The sequence below is a fragment of the Synechococcus sp. YX-04-1 genome, from assembly GCF_030546365.1.
In the GTDB taxonomy this organism is placed as follows: Bacteria; Cyanobacteriota; Cyanobacteriia; order PCC-6307; family Cyanobiaceae; genus Parasynechococcus.
Genome location: NZ_JAUONZ010000003.1, coordinates 81,540 through 106,133 on the forward strand (window position 1 = coordinate 81,540; position 24,594 = coordinate 106,133).

At 60.1% G+C, this 24,594-nt stretch carries 31 protein-coding genes; 18 read left to right on the forward strand and 13 right to left on the reverse strand.

The window, feature by feature from the left end; all coding sequences use genetic code 11:
• Window positions 1–5 precede the first annotated feature (5 nt).
• Complete coding sequence (gene map / locus Q3Y53_RS06540; RefSeq protein ID WP_303534301.1) at window positions 6–851, forward strand: type I methionyl aminopeptidase; 846 nt, start codon at window positions 6–8, stop codon at window positions 849–851.
• Here map and Q3Y53_RS06545 read toward each other — a convergent pair.
• The gene (locus tag Q3Y53_RS06545) at window positions 832–1,551 is read right to left on the reverse strand and encodes an SDR family oxidoreductase (RefSeq protein WP_303534304.1); all 720 of its coding nucleotides are present in this window, start codon (window positions 1,549–1,551) and stop codon (window positions 832–834) included. The genes map and Q3Y53_RS06545 overlap by 20 nt on opposite strands.
• A 54-nt stretch (window positions 1,552–1,605) precedes the next feature.
• Between Q3Y53_RS06545 and ebsA the strand changes: the two genes are divergently transcribed.
• Genes ebsA through Q3Y53_RS06560 form a run of 3 tightly spaced genes read left to right on the forward strand, consistent with a single transcriptional unit; the run spans window position 1,606 to window position 3,651 of the window.
• Window positions 1,606–1,974, forward strand: a complete 369-nt coding sequence (gene ebsA / locus Q3Y53_RS06550; protein ID WP_303534306.1) for a type IV pilus biogenesis protein EbsA — start codon at window positions 1,606–1,608, stop codon at window positions 1,972–1,974.
• Window positions 1,975–2,000: 26 nt separating this feature from the next.
• Window positions 2,001–3,098 carry a phosphotransacetylase family protein gene (locus Q3Y53_RS06555; protein WP_303534309.1) on the forward strand — a complete coding sequence of 366 codons (1,098 nt, stop codon included), beginning with the start codon at window positions 2,001–2,003 and terminating at the stop codon, window positions 3,096–3,098.
• A 16-nt stretch (window positions 3,099–3,114) separates the two neighbouring features.
• Window positions 3,115–3,651 carry a DNA-protecting protein DprA gene (locus Q3Y53_RS06560; RefSeq protein WP_226425955.1) on the forward strand — a complete coding sequence of 179 codons (537 nt, stop codon included), beginning with the start codon at window positions 3,115–3,117 and terminating at the stop codon, window positions 3,649–3,651.
• On the opposite strand, the gene Q3Y53_RS06565 is transcribed toward Q3Y53_RS06560, so the two are convergent.
• On the reverse strand, window positions 3,652–4,068 hold the full coding sequence (locus Q3Y53_RS06565; RefSeq protein WP_303534313.1) for an MAPEG family protein: 417 nt from the start codon (window positions 4,066–4,068) through the stop codon (window positions 3,652–3,654).
• A 100-nt stretch (window positions 4,069–4,168) separates the two neighbouring features.
• On the opposite strand from Q3Y53_RS06565, the gene Q3Y53_RS06570 reads away from it, so the two are divergent.
• Both Q3Y53_RS06570 and Q3Y53_RS06575 read left to right on the forward strand, forming a co-directional pair.
• Window positions 4,169–4,666 (forward strand): YajQ family cyclic di-GMP-binding protein, encoded by a 498-nt coding sequence (locus Q3Y53_RS06570; protein WP_303534796.1) that lies wholly within the window; start codon window positions 4,169–4,171, stop codon window positions 4,664–4,666.
• Window positions 4,667–4,817: 151 nt separating this feature from the next.
• A complete protein-coding gene (locus tag Q3Y53_RS06575) occupies window positions 4,818–5,807 on the forward strand; it encodes a glycosyltransferase family 2 protein (protein ID WP_303534316.1) in 990 nt (329 codons plus the stop codon).
• A 23-nt stretch (window positions 5,808–5,830) separates the two neighbouring features.
• Here the strand turns inward: Q3Y53_RS06575 and Q3Y53_RS06580 are convergent, their stop codons facing one another.
• Entirely contained in the window at window positions 5,831–6,085 is a 255-nt protein-coding gene (locus tag Q3Y53_RS06580) for a hypothetical protein (protein WP_303534318.1), read from the reverse strand.
• 17 nt (window positions 6,086–6,102) lie between these two features.
• On the opposite strand from Q3Y53_RS06580, the gene Q3Y53_RS06585 reads away from it, so the two are divergent.
• Entirely contained in the window at window positions 6,103–6,513 is a 411-nt protein-coding gene (locus tag Q3Y53_RS06585) for a phosphoribosyltransferase (RefSeq protein WP_303534321.1), read from the forward strand.
• Window positions 6,513–6,983: a nucleoside 2-deoxyribosyltransferase gene (locus Q3Y53_RS06590; RefSeq protein WP_303534323.1), complete on the forward strand. Its 471-nt coding sequence runs from the start codon at window positions 6,513–6,515 to the stop codon at window positions 6,981–6,983. Before Q3Y53_RS06585 ends, Q3Y53_RS06590 begins: the two co-directional genes overlap by 1 nt.
• 72 nt (window positions 6,984–7,055) lie before the next feature.
• Here Q3Y53_RS06590 and Q3Y53_RS06595 read toward each other — a convergent pair whose 3' ends face one another.
• Genes Q3Y53_RS06595 through hemL form a run of 3 tightly spaced genes read right to left on the reverse strand, consistent with a single transcriptional unit; the run spans window position 7,056 to window position 9,223 of the window.
• On the reverse strand, window positions 7,056–7,475 hold the full coding sequence (locus tag Q3Y53_RS06595) for a cytidine deaminase (RefSeq protein WP_303534326.1): 420 nt from the start codon (window positions 7,473–7,475) through the stop codon (window positions 7,056–7,058).
• Window positions 7,450–7,914 carry a hypothetical protein gene (locus Q3Y53_RS06600; RefSeq protein ID WP_303534328.1) on the reverse strand — a complete coding sequence of 155 codons (465 nt, stop codon included), beginning with the start codon at window positions 7,912–7,914 and terminating at the stop codon, window positions 7,450–7,452. The genes Q3Y53_RS06595 and Q3Y53_RS06600 overlap by 26 nt, the downstream gene beginning before the upstream one ends.
• Window positions 7,915–7,921: 7 nt before the next feature.
• Window positions 7,922–9,223: a glutamate-1-semialdehyde 2,1-aminomutase gene (hemL, locus tag Q3Y53_RS06605; RefSeq protein WP_303534331.1), complete on the reverse strand. Its 1,302-nt coding sequence runs from the start codon at window positions 9,221–9,223 to the stop codon at window positions 7,922–7,924.
• A 136-nt stretch (window positions 9,224–9,359) separates the two neighbouring features.
• Here hemL and Q3Y53_RS06610 point away from each other — a divergent pair, with 136 nt between their 5' ends.
• The gene (locus Q3Y53_RS06610) at window positions 9,360–10,811 is read left to right on the forward strand and encodes an FAD-linked oxidase C-terminal domain-containing protein (RefSeq protein WP_303534335.1); all 1,452 of its coding nucleotides are present in this window, start codon (window positions 9,360–9,362) and stop codon (window positions 10,809–10,811) included.
• Between the two features lie 6 nt (window positions 10,812–10,817).
• Here the strand turns inward: Q3Y53_RS06610 and xth are convergent, their stop codons facing one another.
• Window positions 10,818–11,681 carry an exodeoxyribonuclease III gene (gene xth / locus Q3Y53_RS06615; protein ID WP_303534338.1) on the reverse strand — a complete coding sequence of 288 codons (864 nt, stop codon included), beginning with the start codon at window positions 11,679–11,681 and terminating at the stop codon, window positions 10,818–10,820.
• A gap of 22 nt (window positions 11,682–11,703) precedes the next feature.
• On the opposite strand from xth, the gene Q3Y53_RS06620 reads away from it, so the two are divergent.
• Window positions 11,704–11,988, forward strand: a complete 285-nt coding sequence (locus tag Q3Y53_RS06620; RefSeq protein WP_226425967.1) for a hypothetical protein — start codon at window positions 11,704–11,706, stop codon at window positions 11,986–11,988.
• Here Q3Y53_RS06620 and Q3Y53_RS06625 read toward each other — a convergent pair.
• The gene (locus Q3Y53_RS06625) at window positions 11,954–12,766 is read right to left on the reverse strand and encodes a hypothetical protein (protein ID WP_303534344.1); all 813 of its coding nucleotides are present in this window, start codon (window positions 12,764–12,766) and stop codon (window positions 11,954–11,956) included. The two genes, Q3Y53_RS06620 and Q3Y53_RS06625, sit on opposite strands and share 35 nt — an antisense overlap.
• Window positions 12,767–12,859: 93 nt before the next feature.
• Between Q3Y53_RS06625 and Q3Y53_RS06630 the strand changes: the two genes are divergently transcribed.
• The 5 genes from Q3Y53_RS06630 to Q3Y53_RS06650 are packed head-to-tail and all read left to right on the forward strand — an operon-like array spanning window position 12,860 to window position 17,252.
• Window positions 12,860–13,480 (forward strand): hypothetical protein, encoded by a 621-nt coding sequence (locus Q3Y53_RS06630; protein WP_226425969.1) that lies wholly within the window; start codon window positions 12,860–12,862, stop codon window positions 13,478–13,480.
• On the forward strand, window positions 13,480–14,127 hold the full coding sequence (locus Q3Y53_RS06635; protein WP_226425970.1) for a hypothetical protein: 648 nt from the start codon (window positions 13,480–13,482) through the stop codon (window positions 14,125–14,127). The genes Q3Y53_RS06630 and Q3Y53_RS06635 overlap by 1 nt, the downstream gene beginning before the upstream one ends.
• Window positions 14,124–15,332: a nickel pincer cofactor biosynthesis protein LarC gene (gene larC, locus Q3Y53_RS06640; RefSeq protein WP_303534348.1), complete on the forward strand. Its 1,209-nt coding sequence runs from the start codon at window positions 14,124–14,126 to the stop codon at window positions 15,330–15,332. Before Q3Y53_RS06635 ends, larC begins: the two co-directional genes overlap by 4 nt.
• Window positions 15,332–16,246 (forward strand): lysylphosphatidylglycerol synthase domain-containing protein, encoded by a 915-nt coding sequence (locus Q3Y53_RS06645; protein ID WP_303534351.1) that lies wholly within the window; start codon window positions 15,332–15,334, stop codon window positions 16,244–16,246. The genes larC and Q3Y53_RS06645 overlap by 1 nt, the downstream gene beginning before the upstream one ends.
• Window positions 16,247–16,259: 13 nt before the next feature.
• On the forward strand, window positions 16,260–17,252 hold the full coding sequence (locus Q3Y53_RS06650) for a metallophosphoesterase (protein ID WP_303534352.1): 993 nt from the start codon (window positions 16,260–16,262) through the stop codon (window positions 17,250–17,252).
• On the opposite strand, the gene Q3Y53_RS06655 is transcribed toward Q3Y53_RS06650, so the two are convergent.
• On the reverse strand, window positions 17,229–18,839 hold the full coding sequence (locus tag Q3Y53_RS06655; protein ID WP_303534355.1) for an iron ABC transporter permease: 1,611 nt from the start codon (window positions 18,837–18,839) through the stop codon (window positions 17,229–17,231). The two genes, Q3Y53_RS06650 and Q3Y53_RS06655, sit on opposite strands and share 24 nt — an antisense overlap.
• Window positions 18,840–18,987: 148 nt before the next feature.
• On the opposite strand from Q3Y53_RS06655, the gene Q3Y53_RS06660 reads away from it, so the two are divergent.
• A complete protein-coding gene (locus Q3Y53_RS06660) occupies window positions 18,988–20,058 on the forward strand; it encodes an ABC transporter ATP-binding protein (protein ID WP_303534798.1) in 1,071 nt (356 codons plus the stop codon).
• Window positions 20,059–20,107: 49 nt separating this feature from the next.
• Here Q3Y53_RS06660 and Q3Y53_RS06665 read toward each other — a convergent pair whose 3' ends face one another.
• From Q3Y53_RS06665 to Q3Y53_RS06680, 4 genes are read right to left on the reverse strand one after another with little or no spacing between them, the layout of a single operon-like run.
• On the reverse strand, window positions 20,108–20,290 hold the full coding sequence (locus Q3Y53_RS06665; protein ID WP_226425975.1) for a hypothetical protein: 183 nt from the start codon (window positions 20,288–20,290) through the stop codon (window positions 20,108–20,110).
• 17 nt (window positions 20,291–20,307) lie between these two features.
• Entirely contained in the window at window positions 20,308–21,399 is a 1,092-nt protein-coding gene (locus Q3Y53_RS06670) for a GTP-binding protein (protein ID WP_303534360.1), read from the reverse strand.
• Window positions 21,400–21,418: 19 nt separating this feature from the next.
• Window positions 21,419–21,709: a 4a-hydroxytetrahydrobiopterin dehydratase gene (locus tag Q3Y53_RS06675; protein WP_226425977.1), complete on the reverse strand. Its 291-nt coding sequence runs from the start codon at window positions 21,707–21,709 to the stop codon at window positions 21,419–21,421.
• A gap of 42 nt (window positions 21,710–21,751) precedes the next feature.
• Window positions 21,752–22,369, reverse strand: coding sequence for a secondary thiamine-phosphate synthase enzyme YjbQ (locus Q3Y53_RS06680; protein ID WP_226425978.1), 618 nt, complete (start codon window positions 22,367–22,369; stop codon window positions 21,752–21,754).
• A gap of 52 nt (window positions 22,370–22,421) precedes the next feature.
• On the opposite strand from Q3Y53_RS06680, the gene Q3Y53_RS06685 reads away from it, so the two are divergent.
• Together Q3Y53_RS06685 and Q3Y53_RS06690 are read left to right on the forward strand one after the other, a co-directional pair.
• Entirely contained in the window at window positions 22,422–22,829 is a 408-nt protein-coding gene (locus Q3Y53_RS06685; protein ID WP_226425979.1) for a thiol-disulfide oxidoreductase DCC family protein, read from the forward strand.
• Window positions 22,830–23,025: 196 nt separating this feature from the next.
• Window positions 23,026–24,534, forward strand: coding sequence for a carboxypeptidase M32 (locus tag Q3Y53_RS06690; RefSeq protein ID WP_303534367.1), 1,509 nt, complete (start codon window positions 23,026–23,028; stop codon window positions 24,532–24,534).
• Window positions 24,535–24,594: the final 60 nt, after the last annotated feature.

A 24,594-nucleotide genomic window follows, 5' to 3' on the forward strand; every position in this document is an offset into this window, starting at 1 on the left:
GAGCCATGAATCTCTTTGCTGATCTTCTGGCATCCACCCAGGCAGCGCAGGGGCAGGTGACGGCGACAGGCCCGCGCATCCAGAAGCGTCGCGGTGTTGAGATCAAATCAGCCCGTGAAGTGAAGATCATGCGTCAGGCCAGCCATATCGTCGCCACTGTGCTCAGGGAGGTGATGGGAATGGTGGAGCCCGGCCAGACAACGGGAGATATCGACGCTTATGCCGAAAAACGCATTCGAGAAATGGGAGCTACTCCCAGTTTCAAGGGATATCACGGCTTTCCTGCGAGCATTTGCGCCAGCATCAACAACGAAGTGGTGCACGGCATCCCTAGTTCGAAGCGTGTGATCCGCCAGGGCGATCTGCTGAAGGTGGATACCGGCGCCTACTTCGAGGGGTATCACGGCGACAGCTGCATCACGATCTGCGTTGGAGATGCGCCTAAGGAAGCACAGACCTTGAGCCGTGTTGCCAAGGAAGCCTTGATGGCTGGTCTAAGCCAGGTCAAAGCAGGCAACACCCTGCTGGACATCGCTGGAGCCGTTGAAGATCACGTCAAGGCCAACGGTTTCAGTGTCGTGGAGGATTACACCGGCCACGGTGTCGGTCGGAACCTGCACGAAGAACCTTCCGTGTTCAATTTCCGCACCGATGAGCTTCCCAACGTCACCTTGCGTCCTGGCATGACCCTGGCGATTGAGCCCATCCTCAATGCTGGCAGCAAGGCCTGCCGCACGCTGCGGGATCAATGGACGGTTGTGACCCGCGATGGCTCTCTCTCGGCTCAGTGGGAGCACACCGTGCTCGTGACCAGTGATGGATGCGAAATCCTCACGGATCGGGGCGACTGAGGATCCGGCTATAGGCCCGCCGTCCAAGCTCGGTCAGGGGCATCAACACATAGGTCAGTGGGTTTGGCGTCACGATCACAAGGCGAAAGCCCCAGCTCGCCTGGCGCAGCACTTGGGTTGCGACGAAATCGGCGCCCATCACCCCAATCGGATTGAGTGATGAACGAAAGGGTCCGAGCACCAGCTTTCGAAGGATCAGGGCTTCGCGGCCTGAGGCATCGAGTACCGCACCGCGGATGCTTACGAGCTGTCCAAGCATCCGCTTGGTGAGTTCATACACAGGACTTACGGCAGGCTGGATTTCAGCCTCCGAGGTGTTGATCCAGACCTCCCTCGCACTGCCCTGCGGCGATGCTCTGCTGATGTCCTCAAATCGCTGCATCAGCCTCCAGCTGCTCAAGGTGTTGATCTCCAGCGCCTGATTGATCACCTCGGGGCTTTGGTCGCCTTGAGGATTGATCCCATGGTTCAGGACCAGAACATCGATCTCCACTAGATCGGCATCCAAGCTGGCTTCGTCTCCGCAGCTCCAGCTCACCCAACGGTCTGGACCATCCGCTTGCTCTGGAGGTGTGGAACCGTGGGTGAAACCGATCACCTGGGCGCCTGCGGCACGGAAGCATCGGGTTAGGGCTGCTCCAAGGGCTCCACGAGCGCCTGTGATGCCGATCCGTTTTCCGTGGAAGGGGGACTGGGCCATGGGGCCAGCTTGGGGCATCCTTGAAACGAGCGGAGCAAGAATCAAGCATCAGCTGTGTCAGATGCCGCCCAACTGGTTTTGTTTGCTCCTTACTGCGGTGGTGTCAGTCGCGAGCAGGATCTCTCCGCAGCCCTGCAGATCCTGAGCTGCGGGGAGCTGAAGGGGCGGCGTCCAGTTGCCGGAATTGATGGTTACCGATTTGAACTCCGCTGGAATGGGGTCGCTGCGCCGATGGAGAGGCTGGACTGCCAACTTCGTTTTCCCGGTCATCCCGAGGGGGCTGTTGATTTCGCCGTCACCACCCATCAGCTGGTGGCCTGGCTGATGGATCGTTCCCATCTGCAGCCATCGGAGCCGGATCTGCCCGATGGGTTCTGGCAGTGGTTGTTGATGGAGCGCGGAGATGCGCCTGAACAGGCCTAGATTCAATGATGTCAGGCATCACCTCCATGGGAACGACACTGTTGATCGGATCGTGTGAGCCGTTCAGTGGGAAGTCGGCCCTCGTTCTTGGAATTGCCCAGCAGCTTGCTCGCGCCGGACAGCAGATCAGGTTCGGAAAGCCCTTGGCCACAAGCCTGGATTGGGATCCGAACCAGGGCCCGTTGCCTCAACCTCTCATCGACGACGACGTTCGCTTTGTTGGTGAAACGCTGAATCTGCCGCCTGAACGTCTGATTCCTTCGATGCATCTGCTGTCGCCGACAACAGCTGCCCAGCGCCTTGGCCAGGGCCAGTTGGATGCAGGCCAAGGTTTCGCGGAGCTTCGTCAGCGCATTCAGGCTGACGAAGGACTCACCCTCTTGGAATGTGCGGGAAGTCTCCAGGAGGGATTGCTGTACGGCCTCAGCCTTCCGCAGCTGGCGATAGGTCTGGATGCCAAGGTCGTGTTGGTGCACCTCTGGCAGGACAGCCGCAGCGTGGATGCGCTGCTGGCGGCCAAACAGACCCTGGGTGACCGTCTGGTTGGAGTGGTGCTCAACGCTGTCACGCCAGAGGAGGTCGAAAGCTTGGAGCGCCAGGTGGTTCCTGCCTTGCAGGGTCTGGGCCTGCAGGTGTTCGGCGTTATGCCCCGTTCCCCGTTGCTGCGCAGCGTCACGGTTGGTGAGTTGGTGCGGCGGCTGAATGCCCGGGTGATTTGCTGTCAGGAACGGCAGGAACTGTTGGTGGAAACCCTGAGCATCGGGGCGATGAATGTGAATTCCGCCATGGAGTTCTTCCGAAAACGACGCAACATGGCTGTGGTGACGGGGGCTGATCGCACGGACATCCAGTTGGCTGCTCTAGAGGCATCAACCCAATGTTTGATCCTTACTGGGGCAGGGGAACCTCTTCCTCAATTGATCAATCGCGCTGAAGAATTGGACGTGCCCTTGCTCAAGGTGGAGCACGACACCCTGGCCACGGTGGGCGTGATTGAGCAGGCGTTCGGTCATGTGCGCTTGCATGAAGCGGTGAAGGCCACCTACGCCTTCCGTCTTGTGGAAGAGCACTGCAAGCTCGATCAGCTCTTCAATGCATTGAATCTGACGGTTCAGCACGCCTGATGGTTGCTAACTTCCGATGAAATCAGGCGGCGGGTTTTCATTGGGTCAGTCACTGGATCTGCCAGCTCTTGATCGGGTTGACACCCTTGCGCAGGAACTCGCTCTTCTGCAGGACAAAAGCCAACGAAGGATCGCCATTCTCGGTAGCCGTCATGTGCCCGTTGTGGCGGTTCACCTGATCGAATTGGTGGCCCGCTCACTGGTGCAGGAAGGCCATTCCCTGATCACATCAGGATCTCAGGGAGTGAATGCTGCGGTGATTCGCGGGTGTCTTGAGGTGGATCCCTCCAAACTCACCGTGCTCTTGCCCCAGAGCCTCGATCGACAGGTGCCTGAAATCCGAGATCTCCTGGATCGGGTGTTGCACCTTGTGGACAAGCCCGAGCAGGACGACCTGCCTCTGCCGATGGCCAGCAGTTTGTGCAATCAAGAGATCATCAACCGTTGTGATCAGTTGATCTGTCTCGCATTTCACGACAGTGAAACGCTGCTGGCGAGTGCACGAACTGCGGAGGATATGGGGAAGGTGGTGAGCCTTCTCTACTTCGACTGATCAGCCGGCAGCGCTGATCACGGCCCGAAGTCCCTCCACGTAGCAGAGGCCAACGGCAGTCACCCCCGTGGCCCAGCAGAGTCCCCTCAGAGGTGGGACGTTGCCGACGTAGGCGAACAGATAAACGAAACGGATGCCTGGCCAGATCCAAGCTGCCGTGACGGCCGTTGGGCTGTTGACTCCGCTGATCAGACACAACAGCATTGCCGGTGCCCCCAGGGTCAGTGCTTCCCAGCTGTTCTCCTGTGCCCACACGGCGCGCTGCCCGAAGGCGGGCAGCCGTTCAAACATTGCCCGAGGTGCCTGAAGATCAGCCATGGTGAAGTCGGCTTTGGCCCGTCCGGCACCGGTGAGCACGATGCTCACCATCACGACGGCTCCCATCAGGCAGAGGGCCCAGGCAAACGCAGGAGACATGGCATTCGATCAATCCTGGGGGACCCTAACGGGCACAGGTGGACCGCAACCTGCTGGAGATCGGCGGGTTTCTAAGCTGGAGGATCGACAGGTTTGCGACATGGCCAGCACTTATTCCTTCGATGTGGTCTCCGACTTTGATCGTCAGGAGCTGGTGAACACCCTGGATCAGGTGCGTCGCGATGTTGGCAACCGTTATGACCTCAAAGATTCAGGTACCGAGATTGACCTGGAGGAAACCGAGCTGGTGATCACCACGGCCAGTGATATGACGCTTCAGGCTGTGGAGGATGTGCTGCGAACAAAAGCGACCAAACGCAACCTGTCTCTCAAGATTTTCGATTTTCAAACACCTGAAACAGCAGGAGGCAATCGGGTGAAGCAGGTGGTGAAGCTGCGTAAAGGCCTGAGTCAGGAGATCGCTAAGAAGCTGAGCAAGATGGTGCGTGATGAGCTCAAAAAGGTGACGGTGGCAATCCAGGGTGAAAGTGTGCGGATCACGGGCAAGAGCAAAGATGATTTACAAGTCGCGATTCAGCTCGTCAAGAGTAAGGAAGATGAGCTTGATGTTCCTTTGCAGTTTGAGAACTATCGCTGATGAGGAGATTGCAAGGTTTTGCTTTGAGGTGATGCAAGTCCAAAAGTAGTCTTGATGGTGTCCTCAAAAATGTGAGTTCCTGCCACAAACCCATGGCTCAACATGTTTTGTGCTGGTGTTTGTGGTAATTTGATCAAAATTTTTGGTTTTAGTGAGCAGCTTCGCTATCGCGGTTCGTGTTTTTGATGGCGAAGCTCCCTACCTTCAGTCTTTCATTGATCACCATCGCCGCCTAGGTGTTGATTCTTTTTACCCGGTGGTGGCCCCTGGGGCTGCGCCACTGTGTCGCGAAATTTTTGCGCGAAATGGAATTGCTTTCCATGAGTCGGATGGTCAGAGAATTAGTTCTGTTCAGGATCTGATTCGTGAGGATTATGTCGCCGTTATTGATGCTGATGAATACTTGCATCCTGATCTATTCTCTTTCCTCGATCAGGAGAAGGTGGAATCGCTTCTGATGCCTTGGAGGCTGACGGCATCGATGAATGATGGGTTTTTTGAAGCTCCGCAAAAGAGATTTTTTGTTTTTCCTCAGATCAAGTCGATCGTCAAAACATCTGCACTTCATCGGCTTCGCCTTCATGCTTCTGCCACGACCGGGTCGGGGCGTTGCCTGGGGATTGCAGAAGGTCAGCAATTCCCTGTGCAGCATTATTACCTTCGCGGTCTCGATGACCTCCTGCTGAAAGAGGGTGGTGTTGTGAAGCGAACCTTGGCGCAGAGTTCAGGACGGAAGGAGGTGAATCTGAACGCTGATGCGAATTCGATTGATTTCCCCAGCCGTCATGCTCGTGTGGCCTTCCTTTTGAACGTGCTCAAGTCCATGCCTGACCAGCCTGACCCCTACAGCATGTCGTTAGATCGTTCCATGTTGGATCATCTCCGGGACAATGTTGAGGGTGATCCAGAAGCTGCTAAGCAAGAGCTGCATGACAGTGTTGTGAAGATTCAAAAGGTTTACCGGAACCGCACAATTCGTCGGGAAATTAGAGCCACGCAGCAGCTGCTTGCTGCAGATCCGTGCAAGGTGAGTTACCAAAAAAGGGTCTTGAAATTGCTCCGGCAGGATTTTCAGTTTCGTCGCTCATGGTTGGGACGTCTGGAACACACTCGTGACTCCTTGTTGATGCATTGGACTTGAGCTGCATGGGTGAGGGGTGACGTCTAATCGCTCTGGTCCCGGGCCCGTCGAGCATCGATGATCTTCGCCAGTTCCAGCACATAGCCTGCGGTGCACCAGCGCCCATGACTGCGGGATCGGTTTTCAGGGTCCGAACGGATTTCAGCGGTCTCTGCCATCACTAGATCCAGCTCTCCCTGCGGTAGGTCATAGAGCTCTTGTAATTCCAGTTCCCGGTTGAGCAGATGGCTGCGAAACCATTTGCGATTTTGTTCTTGGGGCGGGATGTCTCGGCTCAAGGGGCATAACAGCGTGGATGTGTCATTCTCCGGCCATGCAGGTACTGAGCTGGGCCCAATTCGATCAGGCGGTGCAGCAGTTGGCTTCACGCTTTGCCGATTCTGCGTTGACTGGCGTTTATGGGGTCCCCCGGGGAGGGCTGTGCCTTGCCGTCGCGCTCAGCCATGCGATCGATCGCCCCTTGCTCTCAGCACCCGAGCAATCAGCCCTCATCGTGGATGATGTCTATGAAACCGGACGCACCTTGCAGTCGTTGAAAGTTCAGGTGCCGCAGGCATCCTTCGCTGTTTGGGTCAGCAAGGGTTGTCCTGATTGGTGGACGGCAGCTGTGATTGCCGAGTCGTCGGAATGGCTGGTGTTCCCTTGGGAAAACCTTGAACAGGCCCGTGCGGACGAGCAGGCCTATCGCGCCTCCCGTGGCTTGTGATGAACAACACCGCGCGCACGATTTATTTGGCGTCTCCCTATGGCTTTTCGGCGCAGTGGAAGCGGCTGCTGTTGCCGGAGTTCATCGGGGCATTGGAAGCCCTGGGGTTGGAGGTATGGGAGCCCTTTGCGCGCAATGGTCAGGTGAATCTGGCGGAACCGGGATGGGCCTATCGCGTCGCGCAGCGGGACCTGCAGGATGTGCGTGATGCTGATGCCCTGTTCGCCATCGTGAACGGAACGCCACCCGATGAAGGGGTCATGGTGGAACTTGGTGCTGCCATTGCCCTTGGTAAACCCACCTTCTTGTTTCGGGATGATTTCCGCAGGTGCACCGATTCCGAGCAGTATCCGCTCAACTTGATGTTGTTTGCCGGTCTTCCCGAACTGGAATGGCAGAAGTACGTCTACAGCGACGTTTCTGAAATCAATGATCCCCAGAAAGCCTTGGCCTGTTGGGCACGATCTTGATTCTCTGGTGAATCGTGGTCTGTTGATGCTGCTCGCTTTTGGATGAGTGCTACTGGGTTGTGATGGTGATGATCAGTTGATTTTTGGTTGTCTCAGTTCAAAGGGCGCGGGAAGAAGTTGCTCAAGTTGCCTTGTTCCCACACCATCAATGCTCACCTCGGCCTTGCTTGGCAGCAGTTCCTGCATCACCTGACGGCAGGCGCCGCACGGCATGCGGGATCCTGGGGCTGCATCGCTTTTGGCATCGATGCAGCTCACGGCCAGTTCAATCGGTTGTTTGCCCTGGCTGATCGCCGTAAAAAGGGCGACCCGCTCGGCACAGATGCTCAGCCCATAACTGGCATTTTCCACATTGCAGCCGTCGATCACACTGCCGTCATCACATCGCACGGCAGCCCCCACGTGGAAGTTCGAGTAAGGGCAATGGGCACGTTTGGCGGCTTGTCGAGCGCGCACCAGTAAAGACTCAGCGTTGTTCTCGGCAGGAGCCATGGGCCGTTTCAAAAAGGCTGCTCAGGGTTTGCGTCCCAGCCGATTGGGTCAGCCGGGATTGCTGGCTGAGTTCGAATCCCTTTTGGGGATTAATGACCAGATCTCCGCTCACTGCAACATGACTCTCCTGGGCAGGTCTGCTGGAGACGCCGGAGTCGTTGAATTTCAGTGCTCCTAATGAGGCTTCGTAAGACCAGTGATAGGTCATGCGATCCCCTTCCATCTGCTCAACACCGGAACTGCTGAAGCGTTCCACCAGGGAGGTGAGCCTGCTGTCGATCACTGTCTTCGGTTGAATTCCAGGGTTTTCACCCCGGTCAACCCGGAATTGCTGCTGCTCAAGCTGTCGAATGCCTGGGATCGGTTGGCCAGACCACCGGCTCTCCACGGTCTGGATCGTGCAGACCAGTGGAGGCAGAGGAGGTACTGGGGCCAGCACGGAACGATCAGGCCACGGCCGCGAAGCTTTCGCGGAAGGCGTTGATCGTCGCTTCGATGTCGGCGTCGGAGTGCGCCAGGGACGTGAAACCGGCTTCGAAGGCCGACGGTGCGAGGTAGATGCCCCGCTCGAGCATGGAGCGATGCAGCTTGCCGAAACGTTCAGAATCCGTGCTCTTGGCTTCTTCAAAGTTGCGCACCGGGCCCTCGCATAGGAAGAAGCCGAACATGGCGCTGACACTGGCAGCTGTGATCGGCATGCCAGCGGATTGGGCTGCGTCCTTGATGCCGGCCACGAGCTTCTGGGTTGTGGCCGTCAGCTTCTCGTAGGTGCCGGGCTGCTTGAGCAGTTCCAGGGTCTTGATGCCGGCGGTCATCGCCAGGGGGTTTCCACTGAGGGTTCCCGCCTGATACATGGGGCCTGCCGGAGCCACCATTCCCATGATGTCGGCGCGGCCGCCGTAGGCGCCCACGGGAAGTCCGCCACCGATCACCTTGCCCATGGTCGTGAGGTCTGGAGTGACACCGAAATGCGCCTGGGCACCGCCGTAACTGATCCGGAATCCGGTCATCACTTCGTCGAAGACGAGCAGGGCACCGTTCTCTTTGGTGAGTTCCCGCAGACCTTCGAGGAAGCCGGGTTCCGGCTGAATGAAGCCAGCGTTGCCAACAATGGGCTCGAGGATCACGCCGGAGATGGCGTCGGGGTTCTCAGCAAACAGAGCCTTGACGGCCTCGAGATCGTTGTAAGGCGCGGTAAGGGTATTGGCGGTGGTGCTGCGGGGCACCCCAGGGGAATCGGGCAGGCCAAGGGTGGCTACGCCAGAACCAGCCTTCACCAGGAACATGTCCGCATGGCCGTGGTAACAGCCCTCGAACTTGATCACCTTGTCCCGGCCGGTGTAGGCACGGATCAGCCGCAACACAGCCATGCAGGCCTCGGTGCCGCTGTTGACGAAGCGCACCATTTCAACGCTGGGCACAGCATCGATCACCATTTCGGCCAGCGTGTTCTCCAGGGCACAAGGTGCTCCGAAGCTGGTGCCCTTTTCGATCGCCTCCTGCAATGCTGCGATCACCTCTGGGTGGGCGTGGCCGCAGATGGCCGGTCCCCAGCTGCCGATGTAGTCGATGTATTTATTTCCATCCACGTCCCAGGCATAGGGACCCTTCACCCGATCGAACACGATCGGCTGACCGCCAACCGACTTGAACGCCCGCACAGGGGAGCTGACACCTCCAGGCATCAGGGCCTGTGCTGCGCCGAAGATGGCCTGGGAGTGGCTGGTGTTCAACGCGGGAGCTGTCACTGGAACCGACGCCAAAGGGCTGATGCAAACCGTGCAACATCCTGACTCAGGAACGTCCGGTTCTGTTTGCTGTGTTTCTTAATTGCCCACTTCGCACGCATTTTGATGCGTAGTCTTTAGTCAGATCGAGATCGATGTGGCCCACGACTGGTCAGTACTGGAGAGGGATCTGCGCCGATGTCTGCCCCCTCGGGCCATCGTGGCGAAGCGTCAGGAACTGCTCAGTTACGACTGTGACGGACTGACGCTTGAGCGCCACTGTCCGCCTTTGGCGGTGCTGCCGGAGACCACCGAACAGGTCGCCGCGGTGTTGCAGTGCTGCCATCGACACGGTGTGCCGTTTGTGGCTCGCGGCAGCGGTACTGGCCTCTCTGGGGGAGCGTTGGTGGATCAGCAGGCGCTTCTGGTGGTGACCAGTCGCATGCGTCGGGTGCTCGACCTTGATCTGGCCAATCAGCGAGTCACGGTGCAGCCCGGGGTCATCAACAGCTGGGTGACGCGCGCTGTCGCAGGCGATGGGTTTTATTACGCCCCGGATCCGTCCAGCCAGGTGGTTTGCAGCATCGGCGGCAATGTGGCGGAAAATTCGGGAGGGGTGCACTGCCTCAAATACGGCGTGACCAGCAACCACGTGATGGGGCTTGAGGTGGTGCTGCCCGATGGAACCATCACGCAGTTGGGCAATGGGCTGGCCGAATCCTGCGAACTGGATCTACGTGGTGCGTTCATCGGCAGCGAAGGAACGCTGGGCATTGCAACGGCCATCACCCTGCGCCTGCTTAGGTCGCCGGAGTGCGTGAACGTGCTGTTGGCGGATTTCGCCACGATGGAAGCGGCAGGGGAAGCGGTGCGATCGGTGACCGCGAGCGGCCTCTTGCCGGCGGGGATGGAAATCATGGACAACGTCACCATCAACGCCGTCAATGATTTCTTCGGGTACGACGAGTACCCCCGTGATGCTGCGGCCGTTCTGCTGATTGAGCTCGATGGGCAGGAGGCTGAGGTTCAGGCCTCTTCTGAACGTGCCGAAGCGCTTTGTCGAGCGGCAGGGGCCCGTGGGCTGCGGCGGGCCCAAGACCCCACGGAGTGCGCGGTCCTCTGGAAAGGCCGTAAATCCGCGTTTTCCGCAGTGGGCAAAATCACGCCGACCTATTACGTGCAAGACGGTGTTGTTCCCCGCAGCAGCCTTCCGTCGGTGCTTGCGGCAATTGAACGGCTCAGCCAGGAGCACGGCCTGCCCGTGGCCAATGTTTTCCATGCCGGCGATGGCAACCTTCATCCATTGATCCTGTATTCCTTGGACCAGCCCAACGTGGAGAGGAGCGTCAAGGAGCTCGGTGCCGCCATCCTGCGAGTGTGTCTTGATGCTGGCGGCAGCATCAGCGGAGAGCATGGCGTCGGCGCCGACAAGCGTTGCTACCTCGACTGGATGTTCACCCCCGACGACCTGGAAACGATGGGGCTGTTGCGGTCCGCCTTCGATCCGGACAACCGGGCCAATCCGGGCAAGGTGCTGCCTACGCCGCGCACCTGCGGGGAATCAGCCAAACGGATGGTGACGCTGCCCGCCGGAGTTGAGCTCTACTGAACTGAATCAGAACAACGGTTCATCGTCGTCGTCGTCGGCTGGAGGCCAGTCGAGGTCAACGCTGACGGGGGCATGGTCGCTGGGTTGTTGGTTGCCGCGAATGCCTTTGTGGATGATGCAGCTGCGCGCGAGTCCCAGCAGCTCGTCACATAGGTAGATGTGGTCGATGCGCCAGCCGCGGTCCCGGTCCCAGGCACCGCTGCGGTAGTCCCACCAGCTCCAGTGACCGGAGTCCGGTTCGAACACCCGGAACACGTCCTGAAGCCGTTCACCTAGGGCGTCACGAAGGGCCTGGCGTTCGGCATCGCTCGCCATGATTCCGCCGGTCTGGCGGTCGGGGTCAGGAAGATCGCGTGCTTCGAGGCCGATGTTGAAGTCGCCGACCATGCACAGCGGCTCGCCGCGTTGCTGTTGAGCATCGAGATAACGCTTGAGGCAGCCGAGCCAGGCCAATTTGTAGGGGTATTTCTCCGACTTCAGGCTCGATCCATTCGGTACATAAAGGTTGAGCACGCGAACGCCATTCAGCAGTGCGCTGATCACGCGCTTCTGGTCGCCGAGATCGTCCGCTTCTGCGTCATCCGGGAGCTCCCCAATGAAGCCGCAGCGCACATCCTCCAAGGGCTCGCGGCTGATCAGGGCGACGCCGTTGTAGGCCTTTTGGCCATGGATGTGCACGTGCCAGCCAGCAGATTTGAAGGCTTCAAGGGGAAACAGAGGGTCATCCACCTTGGTTTCCTGCAGACAGAGCAGATCCGGTTGCTCGCTCTTCAGCCAGCTGAGCACCTGATCCAATCGCGTGCGAACCGAGTTCACGTTCCAGGTGGCGATCTGCACGGTTGATCCAGTGGCGTCCAAGACCCTTAGCATCAGCTAATTCTGAAATTCGTTGATGTCTCGCCGTCTTGCGGCTGTCGCGCAACTGGCGCTGTCTTCCCTGGTGATGACAGCCATCCCGGTGGGTGGGCATGCCCAGGTTGAAGCGCCTTTTCAGAACCGCGAGGAACGCGAGATCTACGGCGACACCGATAGCAGTGGCTCAATTCTGGATTCCGCGAACCCCATGGATCTGTTGAATCAGATTCGGCGGGCGACGGCCATGGATGACGCCACGCCACCCTCCGATGCCATAGACGCGGCCCTCAAGGCCTATCAGAACCCTCCTGAAACGCCGTAGCGCTGGGTTGTTCAGAAGCGGTGTTACGGGCTGCGCTTAATCCGAATTTTCCTGCCACCAAATCGATCAGGGGATTGATCACCCCGTTTGCGTCCCGCCGTTCCCCGGCCTGCTTCAGCAGGGTGTGGACAGCCTCTGCATCGCCCCTTTCTTGCCGCAACAGCGCTAGGGCCAAAAGGGGCCTTGCATCATTCATGTTCTCTTTGGCCAGTTGGCCATACAGCTTTATGGCGACCTGATCGGATCCGCCTTGTCTCAGCAGATCAGCCAGAAGCAAGCCGATCTCTAAACGCTGGCCAGGCTCCAGGCCCTTGAACCGGGTGGTGAGCTCCGCTGTGGCTTGACGATGGCGTCCTTGCTCTTGATCCAGCAGCACCAACAGTTGCAGAGCCTGCAGATCATTCGGATGCAGCCGCAGCAGGAGTTGGAGGTCGCGCCGGGCTGCCTCTGGCTGGCCATTGCGACGTTGCAGTTCCGCTTTGAACAGGGAGATTTCGCGCGGCGTGGAGCGGCCAGATAGCCAGGGTTGCAGCACCACTTCGGCCTCTTGCAGGCGCTCCAGTGCCACCAGGCGGTCCAGCAGCAGGACCCGTTCTGCCTGACTGAGATCTTGCTGATCCTGGAGTTGCTTTATCAGCAGCTCAACCTGTTGATCTTCAGCCTGGCGATGCCCGCGCGCCCGCGTTTCCGGGGCCATGGAGGCAGCGACGATCCAACCGACCATTGCAGCCCCAACGATGGATGCCAGCAGCAACAGAATCCGGCGCGGGCTTGGCATCCGATCTCGAATTAGCCACTTCAGTCTGAGGAGATTGCAGTGGGCTGGCTACAGTCTTTACAAGGGCTTTTGACTCCGCCCGGATCAGCATCAATGCGCGCCCATCCGATTCCCCCGGTCACAGAGCCGTTGCAGTACCGGGCCATCGGGCTTGTGCGCGGCACTTACGCCCCAACCGATCCCGAGCAACTCACCCGTGGCACCTTGACCGATGCCAATGGGGTCCCTCTTGAAACTGTTGTGCTCGGTCGTGTGCTCACCCTGATTCGGCGGCATCTCCCCCTGGATCAACCCCACCTCTGGGTCGTCTATCCCAGAAGCCGTGAAAGTGATCATCTGCATCTGCAGATCGCTGGGGTATGGGAACCCAGCACCCTGGCTCCGGACCAAGCCGATGCCTCCGACACCCTGCCGGAGGGTGACGATTTCTTCTCCATTCGAGGGGAGTTGATCTTCACCAAGCCTGAAACTGGCGAAATGGTGGTGAAGGTGAGGCAGCAGGCCCGTGCCGACGGCCACCGTCCGCTTCCCTTCAAAATCCAGATCAAGGGAGAGCTTCCCCTCGAACACCTGCGTCACTTCGTCAGCCTTGACCTGCGCCGCCAGGGACAGGAACTGCACCTCGAAAATCATGAGGTGATTGCTCCCATGCCGACGCGTGGCGGCAAATCCAAGGGAGGTCGTGGGCGTGCCACCTCCCGCGCTCGCAGCTGATGGCAGAGGCGGGGCAGGGCTCCACGGGGGCACTTCGGGCTGGCGTTGCCGTTGCAGGCATTACCGCCCTCGGCGCTTTCGGCCCTGCCCTGGGTCTCTCTGCTGCCTGGATCGTGGTGGCGGTTGGCGGTGCCCTGGTCACCCTCAGCGTTGATGCCGCCACCTGGGAAGGCATGGGCGGACACATCCTTGCCGAAGCTTTGCCCGGTGGGCAGGAGCGTTTGCGTCGAATTGCGGTGCATGAGGCGGGCCATGTGCTGATCGCGGAAGAGGAGCAACTTCCGGTTCAGCAGGTGCTGGTGGGAACCCTGGCCTGTGTGCGTGCAGGACTGCGTAGCAGCGGCGCAACTGAGTTCGCTGTGCCGGACAGCGTCCGCATGCCCCTTGAGGATCTACGGCGTTGGAGCCGGGTGCTTCAGGCCGGCATCGCCGCTGAGACCGTGGTCTTTGGCAAAGCCCGTGGTGGTGCTGATGACCGTGCTTTGTTGGGACGGCTGTGGGGACTGTCGGGCCATGACGTGGCCACGGCCCAGCGGGAGCAGCGTCGCGCCCGCCGGGAGATTGAGCAGCAGTTGCGTCAGCAGCGTGAGGCGCTTGACCAGCAGGCTGGTGTTCTGTTGGAGACAGCCCCGCGTCTGGGGCGATGAGTGCTCTTTGGATTGATGCCCCAACCGGGTTGGCAGGGGACATGCTCCTGGCCGCACTGTTGGATTTGGGCGTGGACCAGGCCGTGGTGGAGTCGCCGCTGGCGGCCCTCGGTTTGGCAGGGAGCTATCGGATTACCAAGCAGGAGGCGCGCAGTGGAGGTCTCCGGGGGGTCCGCGTTGATGTGCAGGGTCTTGAAGATCAGCCGCCCCACCGCCACTGGTCGGGGATCCGTGATCAGATCAATGCAGCTGCATTAGCGCCATCGCTGAAGCAACGGGTACTGGCCGTGTTCACCCGTTTGGCGGAAGCCGAAGCCACCGTGCATGGAACTCCGGTGGAGGCCGTTCACTTCCATGAGGTCGGAGCTATCGATGCTCTCGTGGATGTGGTGGGTGTCTGTGCGGCGATTGACGATCTCAATCCAGCCAGGATCGTCTGTTCTCCGTTGCCTGCGGGGAGCGGAACGGTGGCAACCGCTCATGGCCTGTTGCCGGTGCCCGTTCCTGCCGTGCTCGAACTGGCGCGACGTCACCGCATTCCTTTGCTTCAGGGCGGAGACCTGCCCACGGGAGAGTTGGTGACGCCAACGGGCCTCGCCCTGGTTTCGGTTCTGGCGGATCAGTTTGTCGCTCCTGATCGTTTGGTGGCCGAGAAGGTTGGTGTTGGTCTCGGTCATCGCCAACTGGACCGCCCCAACCTGGTGCGCTTGGTGCTGCACAGCCCAGCGGCGAATGCGGTGGAAGGTCCCCGTTGGGAGTCGTTGGTCGTGCAGGAAGCCTGGATCGATGACGCCACCCCAGAAGAGGTTGCGGTCTTGACCAATCGCTTGCGTGAGGCGGGAGCGATCGATGTGGCGGTGCAGCCGTTGCTGATGAAAAAGGGCCGCAGTGGCCAGTTGTTGACGGCACTCGTGCGGGATGAGGATGCCGATCAGATCCGCAGCCTCTGGCTCAGTGCTGGTAGCAGCATTGGCCTGCGAGAGCGGTGTCAGGGACGCTGGGTGTTGCCGCGGCGGCAGGGCATGCTCGAAACCCCCTGGGGGCCTGTCGCCGCCAAACAGGTGCGTCGCCCCGATGGTCGTTGCACCGTTAAAGCCGAAGCGGATGCCCTCGAGGCCCTTCAGGCCAGCACTGGGTGTTCCCTTGATGAGCTGCGGGCTGCTGTCGCTTCAGCACCGTTTGTCAGCACGGAAGATTGGGCTTGATGAGCAAGTTTCTCCGTCAACCCAAGCTCTGGATCACGCTGGCCAGCCTGCTCTTCATCGCTGTGGCTCTGGCCCAGCAGGGGGGCCAACTTCGCCAGCTGAGCTTGGTGGCCAACGGTTGGTGGTGGCTGGTGCTGGGGCTTGGACTGACCTGGCTCAGCATCCTGATCAATGGTGTGGCCTGGCGGGATCTGCTGGTTTGGTTGAAACATCCTCCCCAGGGCCTCGCTGTGGTGCCGCTGTTTGTGCGCAGCAATCTGCTCAAGTACCTGCCGGGAGGGATTTGGCACCTGGTGGAGCGGGTCCGGGTGCTACGTCCGGCGATTGGCGGCGGCCCTGCCCTGGCCGGGGTGATCCTGGATCCACTCCTGATCGTGGCGGCGTCCGTTCTGGTTGTGGTTGCTGGTGGATGGCAGCAGGGCCTTGCTCTGCTGGCACCCTGGCCTGCACTGTTGATGATTCCCCGCTGGCGCGAGCCCCTTCTGCGTCGACTGGAACGTTCCAAGGCGGCGCAATTGCAGTCAGCTGGCAGTGGGCCCTTGGAAAGTGAGGGAAGCGGCCGCGGCGGCTATCCCTGGCGGCCCCTCAGCCTTCAGCTGCTGTTCGTGCTCTGCCGCTTTGCCGGGTTCTGGTGCAGCGTCCAGGCCTTCGGCATTCAAAGTCCGGCGCCATTCACCTGGCTCGCGGCCTTTGGACTGGCCTACGCCGTTGGGCTGGTGGTGCCTGGTGCACCTGGGGGGCTGGGGGTGTTTGAGGCCACCCTGCTGCTGCGTTTGGGTGCTGCCGTGCCAGAGGCACAGTTGCTCGCAGTGGTTCTCAGCTACCGACTCCTCTCCACCCTGGCCGATGTTGTTGCCAGCGGGGCACTGGTGGCTGATCGGATGGTGGTCCAAGGTTTGAAACGTCCCCGCTGACCCCCGTGCTGTTGTGCTGCTAAATCGTCGTCAGATGCTGCAGTTGGTGCTTGGCACCGGTCTCACTGCAGCGGCCCTGCCCTTGAACGCCGCAAGGGGGGCTGTTCACCGCGTTGGGCTGATCAGCGACCTCAACAGCAGCTATGGCGCCACCAGCTACATCCCTGCCGTTGATCAGGGGTTGAATCAGCTCATTGGCCTGAAGCCGGATCTGGTGGTGTGTGCTGGCGACATGGTCGCTGCTCAGATGCCAGGCCTCAGTGGCCAGCAGCTGGATGCAATGTGGCGGGGCTTTGAACGGTCCGTTCTGCAGCGGTTTCAGGCGGCGGACATCCCACTGCTGCCAGCGATCGGGAACCATGACGGTTCACCGGGCTTCCACGCGGATCGTGCCGCTGTGCGTCGGTTCTGGACCCCGATCCGTTCACGGATGGGATTGGCGTTTGTGGATGCCTCGCAGTTCCCGTTTCGCTACACGGTGCTGCAGGACGGGATCTTCTGGTTGGTCTGGGATGCCAGCTCAGCCCGTGTTCCTGAGGATCAGTTGGCCTGGGCACAACAGCAGTTGGCCAGTCCCAAGGCACAAGCGGCTTGTGCTCGGTTTGTTGTGGGTCATCTCCCCCTGGCCGGTGTTGGTCTGGGCAAGGATCGCCCCGGTGAGGTGTTGGAGCGGGGACGTGCGCTTGAGGCCTTGATGGACGCCGCCGGCGTGCAGGCTTATATCAGTGGTCATCACCACGCCTGGTTCTCCAGCCGAAGTGGTCAGCTCGATCTGATTCAGCTCGGCGCCTTGGGCAGTGGCCCCCGGCGCCTGCTGGACGGTGGAGCGCCAGCACAGCAGACCTTCACCTTGCTGGAGATCGATGGGGGAAGGGGCACCCTTCTGGAGACCACCTACGCCGTTTCCACAGAACGGCCGCTGTCCTGGTCAACACTCCCTCTACGTCTCAACACCCGTGCTGGTGTTCTCCAGCGCAATGCATCAGAGCGGTCGCTGAGGGGGTGACGAGCTCTCTCGTCTGGAGGCTTGATCCAGCGTCGGGACCAAGGCCATGGCGGCGACCAAACCCAGAACGAGGATCATCAGGGCCGGCAACATCGCTTCGGCCAGTCGTTCATCGCCGGCGTACTGGAACACGCGCACCGAGAGCGTGTCGAAGTCGAAAGGCCGCAGAGCGAAGGTGAGGGGAAGCTCCTTCACCGTATCGACAAACACCAGCAGCAGCCCGACGGTGATCGGTCCGCGCAAGAGGGGCAGATGCACGCGTTGGAGCACGCGTTGCCATGGCGATCCCATCCCCGTAGCTGCCTCATCGAGGCTCGGGCTGATTCGCTCCAGGGCTGCGTCCAGGCCCCCTTTCGCCACCGCCAGAAATCGATCGCTGTAACCCCACAGCAGCAGGAGCAAGGGGGCGACCTGCCAGGGGGCGCCAGTGAGCAACAAGGCCAGAGCCAGGACGGTGCCGGGGATGGCGTAGCCCGTTCCGGCCAGGAAGGTGAGGCTTTTCAGCCATGGGGCGCTGGACCAGCGTTTGGCGATAGCCAGCACGAGCGCTGCCGTTACCGCCAAAACGGCAGCGACAAGGGCCAGCAAAAGACTGCGGCCGCTCAGGCTGATCAGATCGTCGTTCCAGCTGTTTTGGAGCTGATCCAAGTTGCTGGCGGCCCACAGCAGCGGGGTCCCCAGGCTCACGATCGGAGGGATGACGGAGAGCAGTTGCGCCACACCAGCACGGAATCCCTGCAGGTGCCAAGCGGTTGCGTCCCCGCCGGCCACGCCATCACTCCAGCGTCGACTGCGCCTGCGCAGGCTGCGTTCACACACCACCAACGTCAACACGATCACCAGCGTGATCAAGGCCAAGCTGATGGCGCCTGCGGGATCGCCGTTGGACTGCCAGGTTTCCAAGATGCCTGCGGAGAGACTCGGAATGCTGAGGAGCTGAACGGCACCCAGCTCATTGACCACTTCCATCCCCATGAGTGCGACACCGGCTCCGATCGCGGGTAATGCAATGGGTAAGGCCACACGCCGGAAGGCTGACCAGGGACCGACACCCAGGCTGCGACATGCCTCCAGCTGACGCTGGCCGCTGACGGAGAAACTTTCGGTGCTCAGGAGGAATACGTAGGGGTAGGTCGTCAGGGCCATCACAGCGATGCCCCATCCCATGCCGTGAATGGTCCAGCTGTGGCGACTTCCCAGATCGACAAGGGTGGCCGAGAGGAGATAGGCCGGCGTTGCCAGAGGAATCAGCTGGGCAATGCGGAGCCATTGCCGACCGGGAAAACGGCAGTTGCACAGCAACCAACCATTGGCTGTGCCGAGCACGGTGCCAAGCGTTGCTGTGCCGAGCAGCAGCTGGATTGTGCCAACGATCTGTCGCATGCCATCGGGGCCAAGATCGCTGAAGCCGCTGTGTAAGGACGTCAGGGCTTCCTTGACCAGCGTCAGCACAGGCCAGATGGCAATCAGGCCAGTGATGGAGGCGATCAGGATGAGGGCCAGCCGGGTTGGGCTTGGAACAACAATCCGGTTGGGCAGCAACTTCACTTCAGCGATGGGCCGGACACCGTTGTCGCGACATGGCATTGCGACATTGCCATGGAATGAGTCTGGCGATGAACGATGGGGATCTGATTCAGGGCGTGCAAACCGCACACCGGCTTCGATCATTTGTCACACTCATAAGCTCGGTCGCTTCCCAAGCTTCAACTGATCTGTGGAACAGCTGCTCCCGATGGAGCCAACGGTTGCTTTAAACGGGGTCTGGCATAGCTACGGCGATGCGTCTGACGGCTGGACCCTAAAAGGGGTCGATCTTCAGGTGGCGTCAGGGGAGTTGTTGGGCTTGCTGGGACCCTCCGGCTGTGGCAAAACCACCCTGCTTCGCTTGATTGCTGGCTTCGAACGCCCCCGACGCGGCACGGTTCAGCTGGATCAGCGAATGGTGGCTGGAGATGGGGTCTGGATGGAACCAGAACGCAGGGGCGTTGGCATGGTGTTCCAGGACTACGCCCTATTCCCTCACCTGAACGCTTGGCAGAACGCCAGTTTCGGTTTGCCCCGGCGGAACCCCAACCATGAGCGCGTGGCCTGGTTGTTTGAGTTGCTGGGGCTGAAGGGGCTCGAGCAGCGCTACCCACACCAGCTCTCCGGTGGCCAGCGGCAACGGTTGGCGTTGGCCCGCGCTTTGGCCCCAGCGCCAAGGGTTGTCCTGCTTGATGAGCCTTTTTCAAGTCTTGATGTGGAGGTAAGGCTCCGCCTGCGTAGTGAGCTCGCCTCCGTGCTCGACGCCTGTGGTGCGAGCGGCGTGATCGTCACCCATGACCCCGGAGAAGCCCTGGCGATTTGCGATCGCGTTGCAGTGATGCGGGATGGAGTGCTGCATCAATGTGCATCGCCCCCCGAGATCGTGAGATCACCTGCGACGCCTTTTGTTGGATCCTTTGTGCTCCAGCGCAATTTGATTCCGGTTCAGGCCCATGGCCAAGGCCAGTTGTCCTGTCTGCTGGGAGAACTGGATGCATCCGCCCCATGGGTCCAGGCTGACGGCAGAGCCTCCGATGACTGTTGTGTGCTGGTGGATCCGCACGACATCAATGTCGTCGCCGATGGCGAAGGTGAGGCAAGCATCTTGGGACGTGAATTTCTGGGGGATGCATGGGAATACCGAATCCGTGTCTCTGATGTGCTGGTGCGGGCCCACTGTCCGATCGATCAGGAGCATCCTCCCCACACCCGTTGCCGCCTCACGTTCAGGGAAGGGGCCAGAGTCACGCTGCTTCCGCTTGGCCACGCGTTGGCATAAAAAAATCCCCCGCTGCAGCAGAGGATTGAAGAAGTGGATGTTGATTTCTTCAGCGTTGCTGATGGCGCACGGGGATGGGCACAAGAGCCGGTTGGCGTAAGCCACCTCCACCGTTGTCGTCGTCGGAATCAGCCAGAAGCCAGAGCAGCAGGCTGGCGAGAACAAAGACTGTTCCGAGCAGCAGTGGTTCGACCATCGAGGTTTCTCCCATGGCACGCACAATAAGCAGCATTCCTGGGTTCTGCTGAATCAGCTGAAACCTTTTCCTGCATCCGGTGCCACACAGGCCTTGAGTTGCTTCCGCAGCGTGTTGTGGTCGATGTTGCGGCCGATCAGCACCAATTGATTCTTGCGATCTCCGTTCCAATCGGTGTCGTCAATGGAAAAGCGTTTGCCTGCTAGGTGGAACACATGGCGGCGTTCGCTTTCGTTGAACCAGAGGATTCCCTTAGCCCGGAACACCTCCTGGGGCATTTGATTGTCCAGGAAGTTCTGGAACTTGCGCAGGGAGAAGGGGCCATCACTTTGGAAGGACATGGAGGTGAATCCCTCGATGTCCTGATGCTCACCGTGGCTGTGGCCGTGGTGATGGTGTCCGTGCCCATGGCTGTTATGACCATGGTCGTCATGACCGTGGTCATGGTCATGGCTGCATTGGCCATGGTCGTGGTCGCAGTCGCTGTGATCCAGGCTCGGATCGTCGGCGGGGGAACTCACCTTGTCGGATTCGAACAGGCCAACGCTGAGCAGCAGGGCCAGGGGCACGTCTCCTTTCACCGACCGCAGGATCCGCGCATCGTTCTTGACGTCTCTGAGTTGCTGTTCGACGGCCTCAAGCCGCTCCTCGGAGACGAGGTCGCACTTGTTCAGCAACAGGATGTCGCCGTAAATCACCTGGGCCCGGCCAACTTCCGTGTCCAGCACGACGTTGTCGAAGTTTTCTGCATCGATCAACGTGATGATCGAATCCAGGCGGGTTTGATCCCGCAGCTCACTACCAAGAAAGGTCATGGCTACCGGCAGGGGATCGGCCAGACCTGTGGTTTCGACGACGATGTAATCGAGTGGCTCTGGGCGTTCAATCACCCGTTCCACCGCCTCCATCAGCTCGCCGTTGATTGAGCAGCAGATGCAACCATTGCTCAGCTCCACCATGTCTTCATCGGTGGTGACGACCAGATCGTTGTCGATGCCGATTTCACCGAACTCGTTCACCAGCACCGCGGTCTTCACCCCCTGCTGATTGCTCAAGATGTGATTCAGCAGAGTGGTTTTCCCCGCTCCGAGGAAGCCGCTGAGAATGGTGACGGGGACGTTGGCGGTGGCTGGTGCAGTGGTCATGCGCAAGGACCCTCTCAACTCATGCTGGCAGCAGGGCGTCAATGGCGCTGGCCAACTCCACATCCAGGCTGCTGAGGCCGCCGAGATCATGGGTGGTTAGGTCGATCGAGACGCGGTTGTAGACGTTGCTCCAGTTCGGATGATGATTTTTGGATTCGGCCAGCAAGGCCACCTGTGCCATGAATCCAAAGGCCTCCACGAAGCTGTTGAACTGCAGATCGCGGTGCAGCCTGTCTCCGTCCACAACCCAATTGGGCAAGGCTGTGGTGAGTGCCGACTTCTGGGCGGCGTCGAGGCGTTCAACTGGCATGGGAGCCCTAAATCACGACCACATCGTGGCTGGCGTCGGTCGTCAATCGCTCAGTTCATGCAATCGATCAATCATCAGATCGGTGTCTGTATCGATGCCGTCGTCGGTTTCCCAGGCATTGGGGTCGTGGCGGGCCTGAATGGCTTGATTGATCCGTTCTCCATTGCGCAGGCTCAACAGAGTTTGAGGCGTTGCTGAGCTGGTTTGCGTGTTGCTCTCCGGGGTGGGGCAGCTCGATGGTTCACCGAACAGGTGGCAGGCGATTGTTCTGGTGTGAGCAGCGCTGCGGTGCTCCCAGAGGTAAACGGCTTGCCAGGTGCCCAGCAGCAGCTGTCCTCTACTGACGCTCAGGCTGAGGGTCTGGCTGGTGAGTGCTGTGCGGATATGGGCCGGCATGTCATCCGCTCCTTCGTCGTCATGGAGATAGCGGCGGTGTTCTGGAACGGCATCCGCCATCCATGCATCGAGGTCTTGCAGCACCCGTGGATCAGCGTTCTCGTTGATCGTGAGGCTTGCGCTGGTGTGCAGACAGGTGAGGTGCAGAACGGCTTGGTCCAGGCCCGTGCTGCGGATCCAGGCATTCAACCGACCGTCCAGACGGGTGAATCCTTTCCCAGGGGTTTGGACCGAAATCTGATGCAGGATCTGCTGCACTCCCACCACTCTCGAGCGTTCTCTCCTTACTTTGCGTGTTGCAGCACCGCCTGAGTCCATGGCCAGTCCCTCTGCCCCCGAACTGACCCTGCTTTTCGACGGGGGCTGTCCGTTGTGTGTGCGGGAAGTTCGCTTTCTGCAGCGGCGTGACCGTCAGGGCCGGCTGGCTTTTGTCGACATTGATGCCACTGATTACGACGCAGAGGCTCATGCCGGAATCAGCTACCGCGCTGCCATGGGCCGCATTCACGCCATTGCAGGCTCCGGTGAGGTTCTGCGGGATGTGGCCGTCTTTCGCGAGGCGTACCGCCTGATTGGTCTGGGGTGGCTCTACGCACCGACCCGTTGGCCCCTGATCGGCGGTGTGGTCGATTGGGTCTACGGGATCTGGGCGGCCCGCCGGCTCCAGCTCACCGGGCGTGCCGACCTTGAGACCCTCTGCCAAGGACGCTGCGATTTGAAATGAACCGTCCTACTGATAGGGCGATGGCTGCCGGTAGATGAGCTTGAGCGGCCAGAGCGCCATGGGGAGGGCGATCCCAAGGGCCACCGAAAGTATCAGTCGGCGCATCGGTGCAGGACGTCTCAACCGCTTCACCATGGCCTGCATCGGTGGTTCGATGCCACTCCAAGACTCGTTAGGGTGGCAAAAACAGAGTGAGATGGCTTCTGCCGCAACGGCTTGGGGGCAGCTGGGAGCCCATCTGAAAGAGACGCAGCTGCTTGGTTCGATCCAAAGCACCCTGTACTGGGATCAGAACACCCGCATGCCCTCTGCCGGGGCGTTTTGGCGGGGTGAACAGCTCACGCTGCTGGCGACCCAGCTTCATGCCCGTCAGAGCTCAGAGGCTTATGCGGATCTGCTGGCCGCAGCACGTCAGCACTGGACCTCCGGTGAGCGATGCCCGGAGGAGGGCCGCAATCTGGATTTGTTGGAACAGGATCTGCAGCGGCAGCAGTCCCTCGATTCAGCTCTCGTCGCCGCCTTAGCCAAGGCCAAGGCCGATGGCTACAACCGTTGGCAGCAGGCTCGATCGGCCTCTGATTTCAGCCTCTTCGCACCGGCGCTTCAGACCTTGATTGACTTGCGTCAGGAGCAGGCCAAACAGCTGGATGAGCCTCGCTCCTGTTGGGAGACCCTGGCGCAACCTTTCGAGCCGGATTTGCGTCTGGAGCGTCTCGAGGCCTTGTTTGCTCCGTTACGGCAACGGTTGCCGCAGCTGGTTGCTCAGGCATCCACCCGGCCTCGCCCCCGATCAGCTGACTGGGATCTCGAAGAGTCCAGCCAGCAAGATCTTTGTGATCAGCTGCTCGGTGCTTGGGGCCGCAATCCCGCCATCACCTGCATGGCGCGCTCGCCCCACCCCTTCTCGATCACGCTGGGGCCGGCGGATTACCGCATCACCACGCGCGTGGTGCCAGGGCAGCCGTTGTCGTGTTTCCTTGCCACTGCCCATGAATGGGGGCATTCCCTTTACGAACAGGGTTTGCCGGACCAGAGCCACCAATGGTTTGCCTGGCCCTTAGGACAGGCAACCTCGATGGCGGTGCATGAAAGTCAGTCGCTGTTCTGGGAGAACCGTGTTGCCCGGAGCCGTCCTTTCGCGGAGCAGTGGTGGAAGCGTTTCGCACAGCTCGGGGCTCCCTTCAGCGGCGCCCAGGACATGTGGCAGGCGATGAATCCGATGGCGCCTGGTTTGAACCGGGTTGAGGCCGATGAACTCAGCTATGGCTTGCACATCCTGATCCGCACGGATCTCGAGATTGCTCTGCTGGAGAAGGGTTTGGCGGTGAAGGATCTCCCTGGCGAATGGAACCAGCGCTATCAGGAGCTTCTGGGGGTGCGGCCGATGAACGATGCCGAGGGATGCCTTCAGGATGTGCACTGGAGTGAAGGTCTGTTTGGCTATTTCCCCTCGTATCTGTTGGGGCACTTGATTAGTGCGCAGTTGAGCGAAGCGATGGCGGAGGCCATCGGGTCTCCGGAAGAGCATGTGGAGCGTGGCGATGTCACGCCCTTGCTGGCTTGGCTGCGTGAGCATGTTCACCCGCTCGGACGCAGTGTGAATGCCGATCAACTGGTGGAGAGGGTCACCGGTCGGCCCTTGAGCACCGATGCCTTCCTCGGCTATCTGGAGAACAAGCTTGATCGGCTGCAACTGGTCCTCTAGCCGCTTGCAACTCGACTGGATGAGGGGGCCCGTAGGATGCGCCGCGCTGTCCATCGCCGT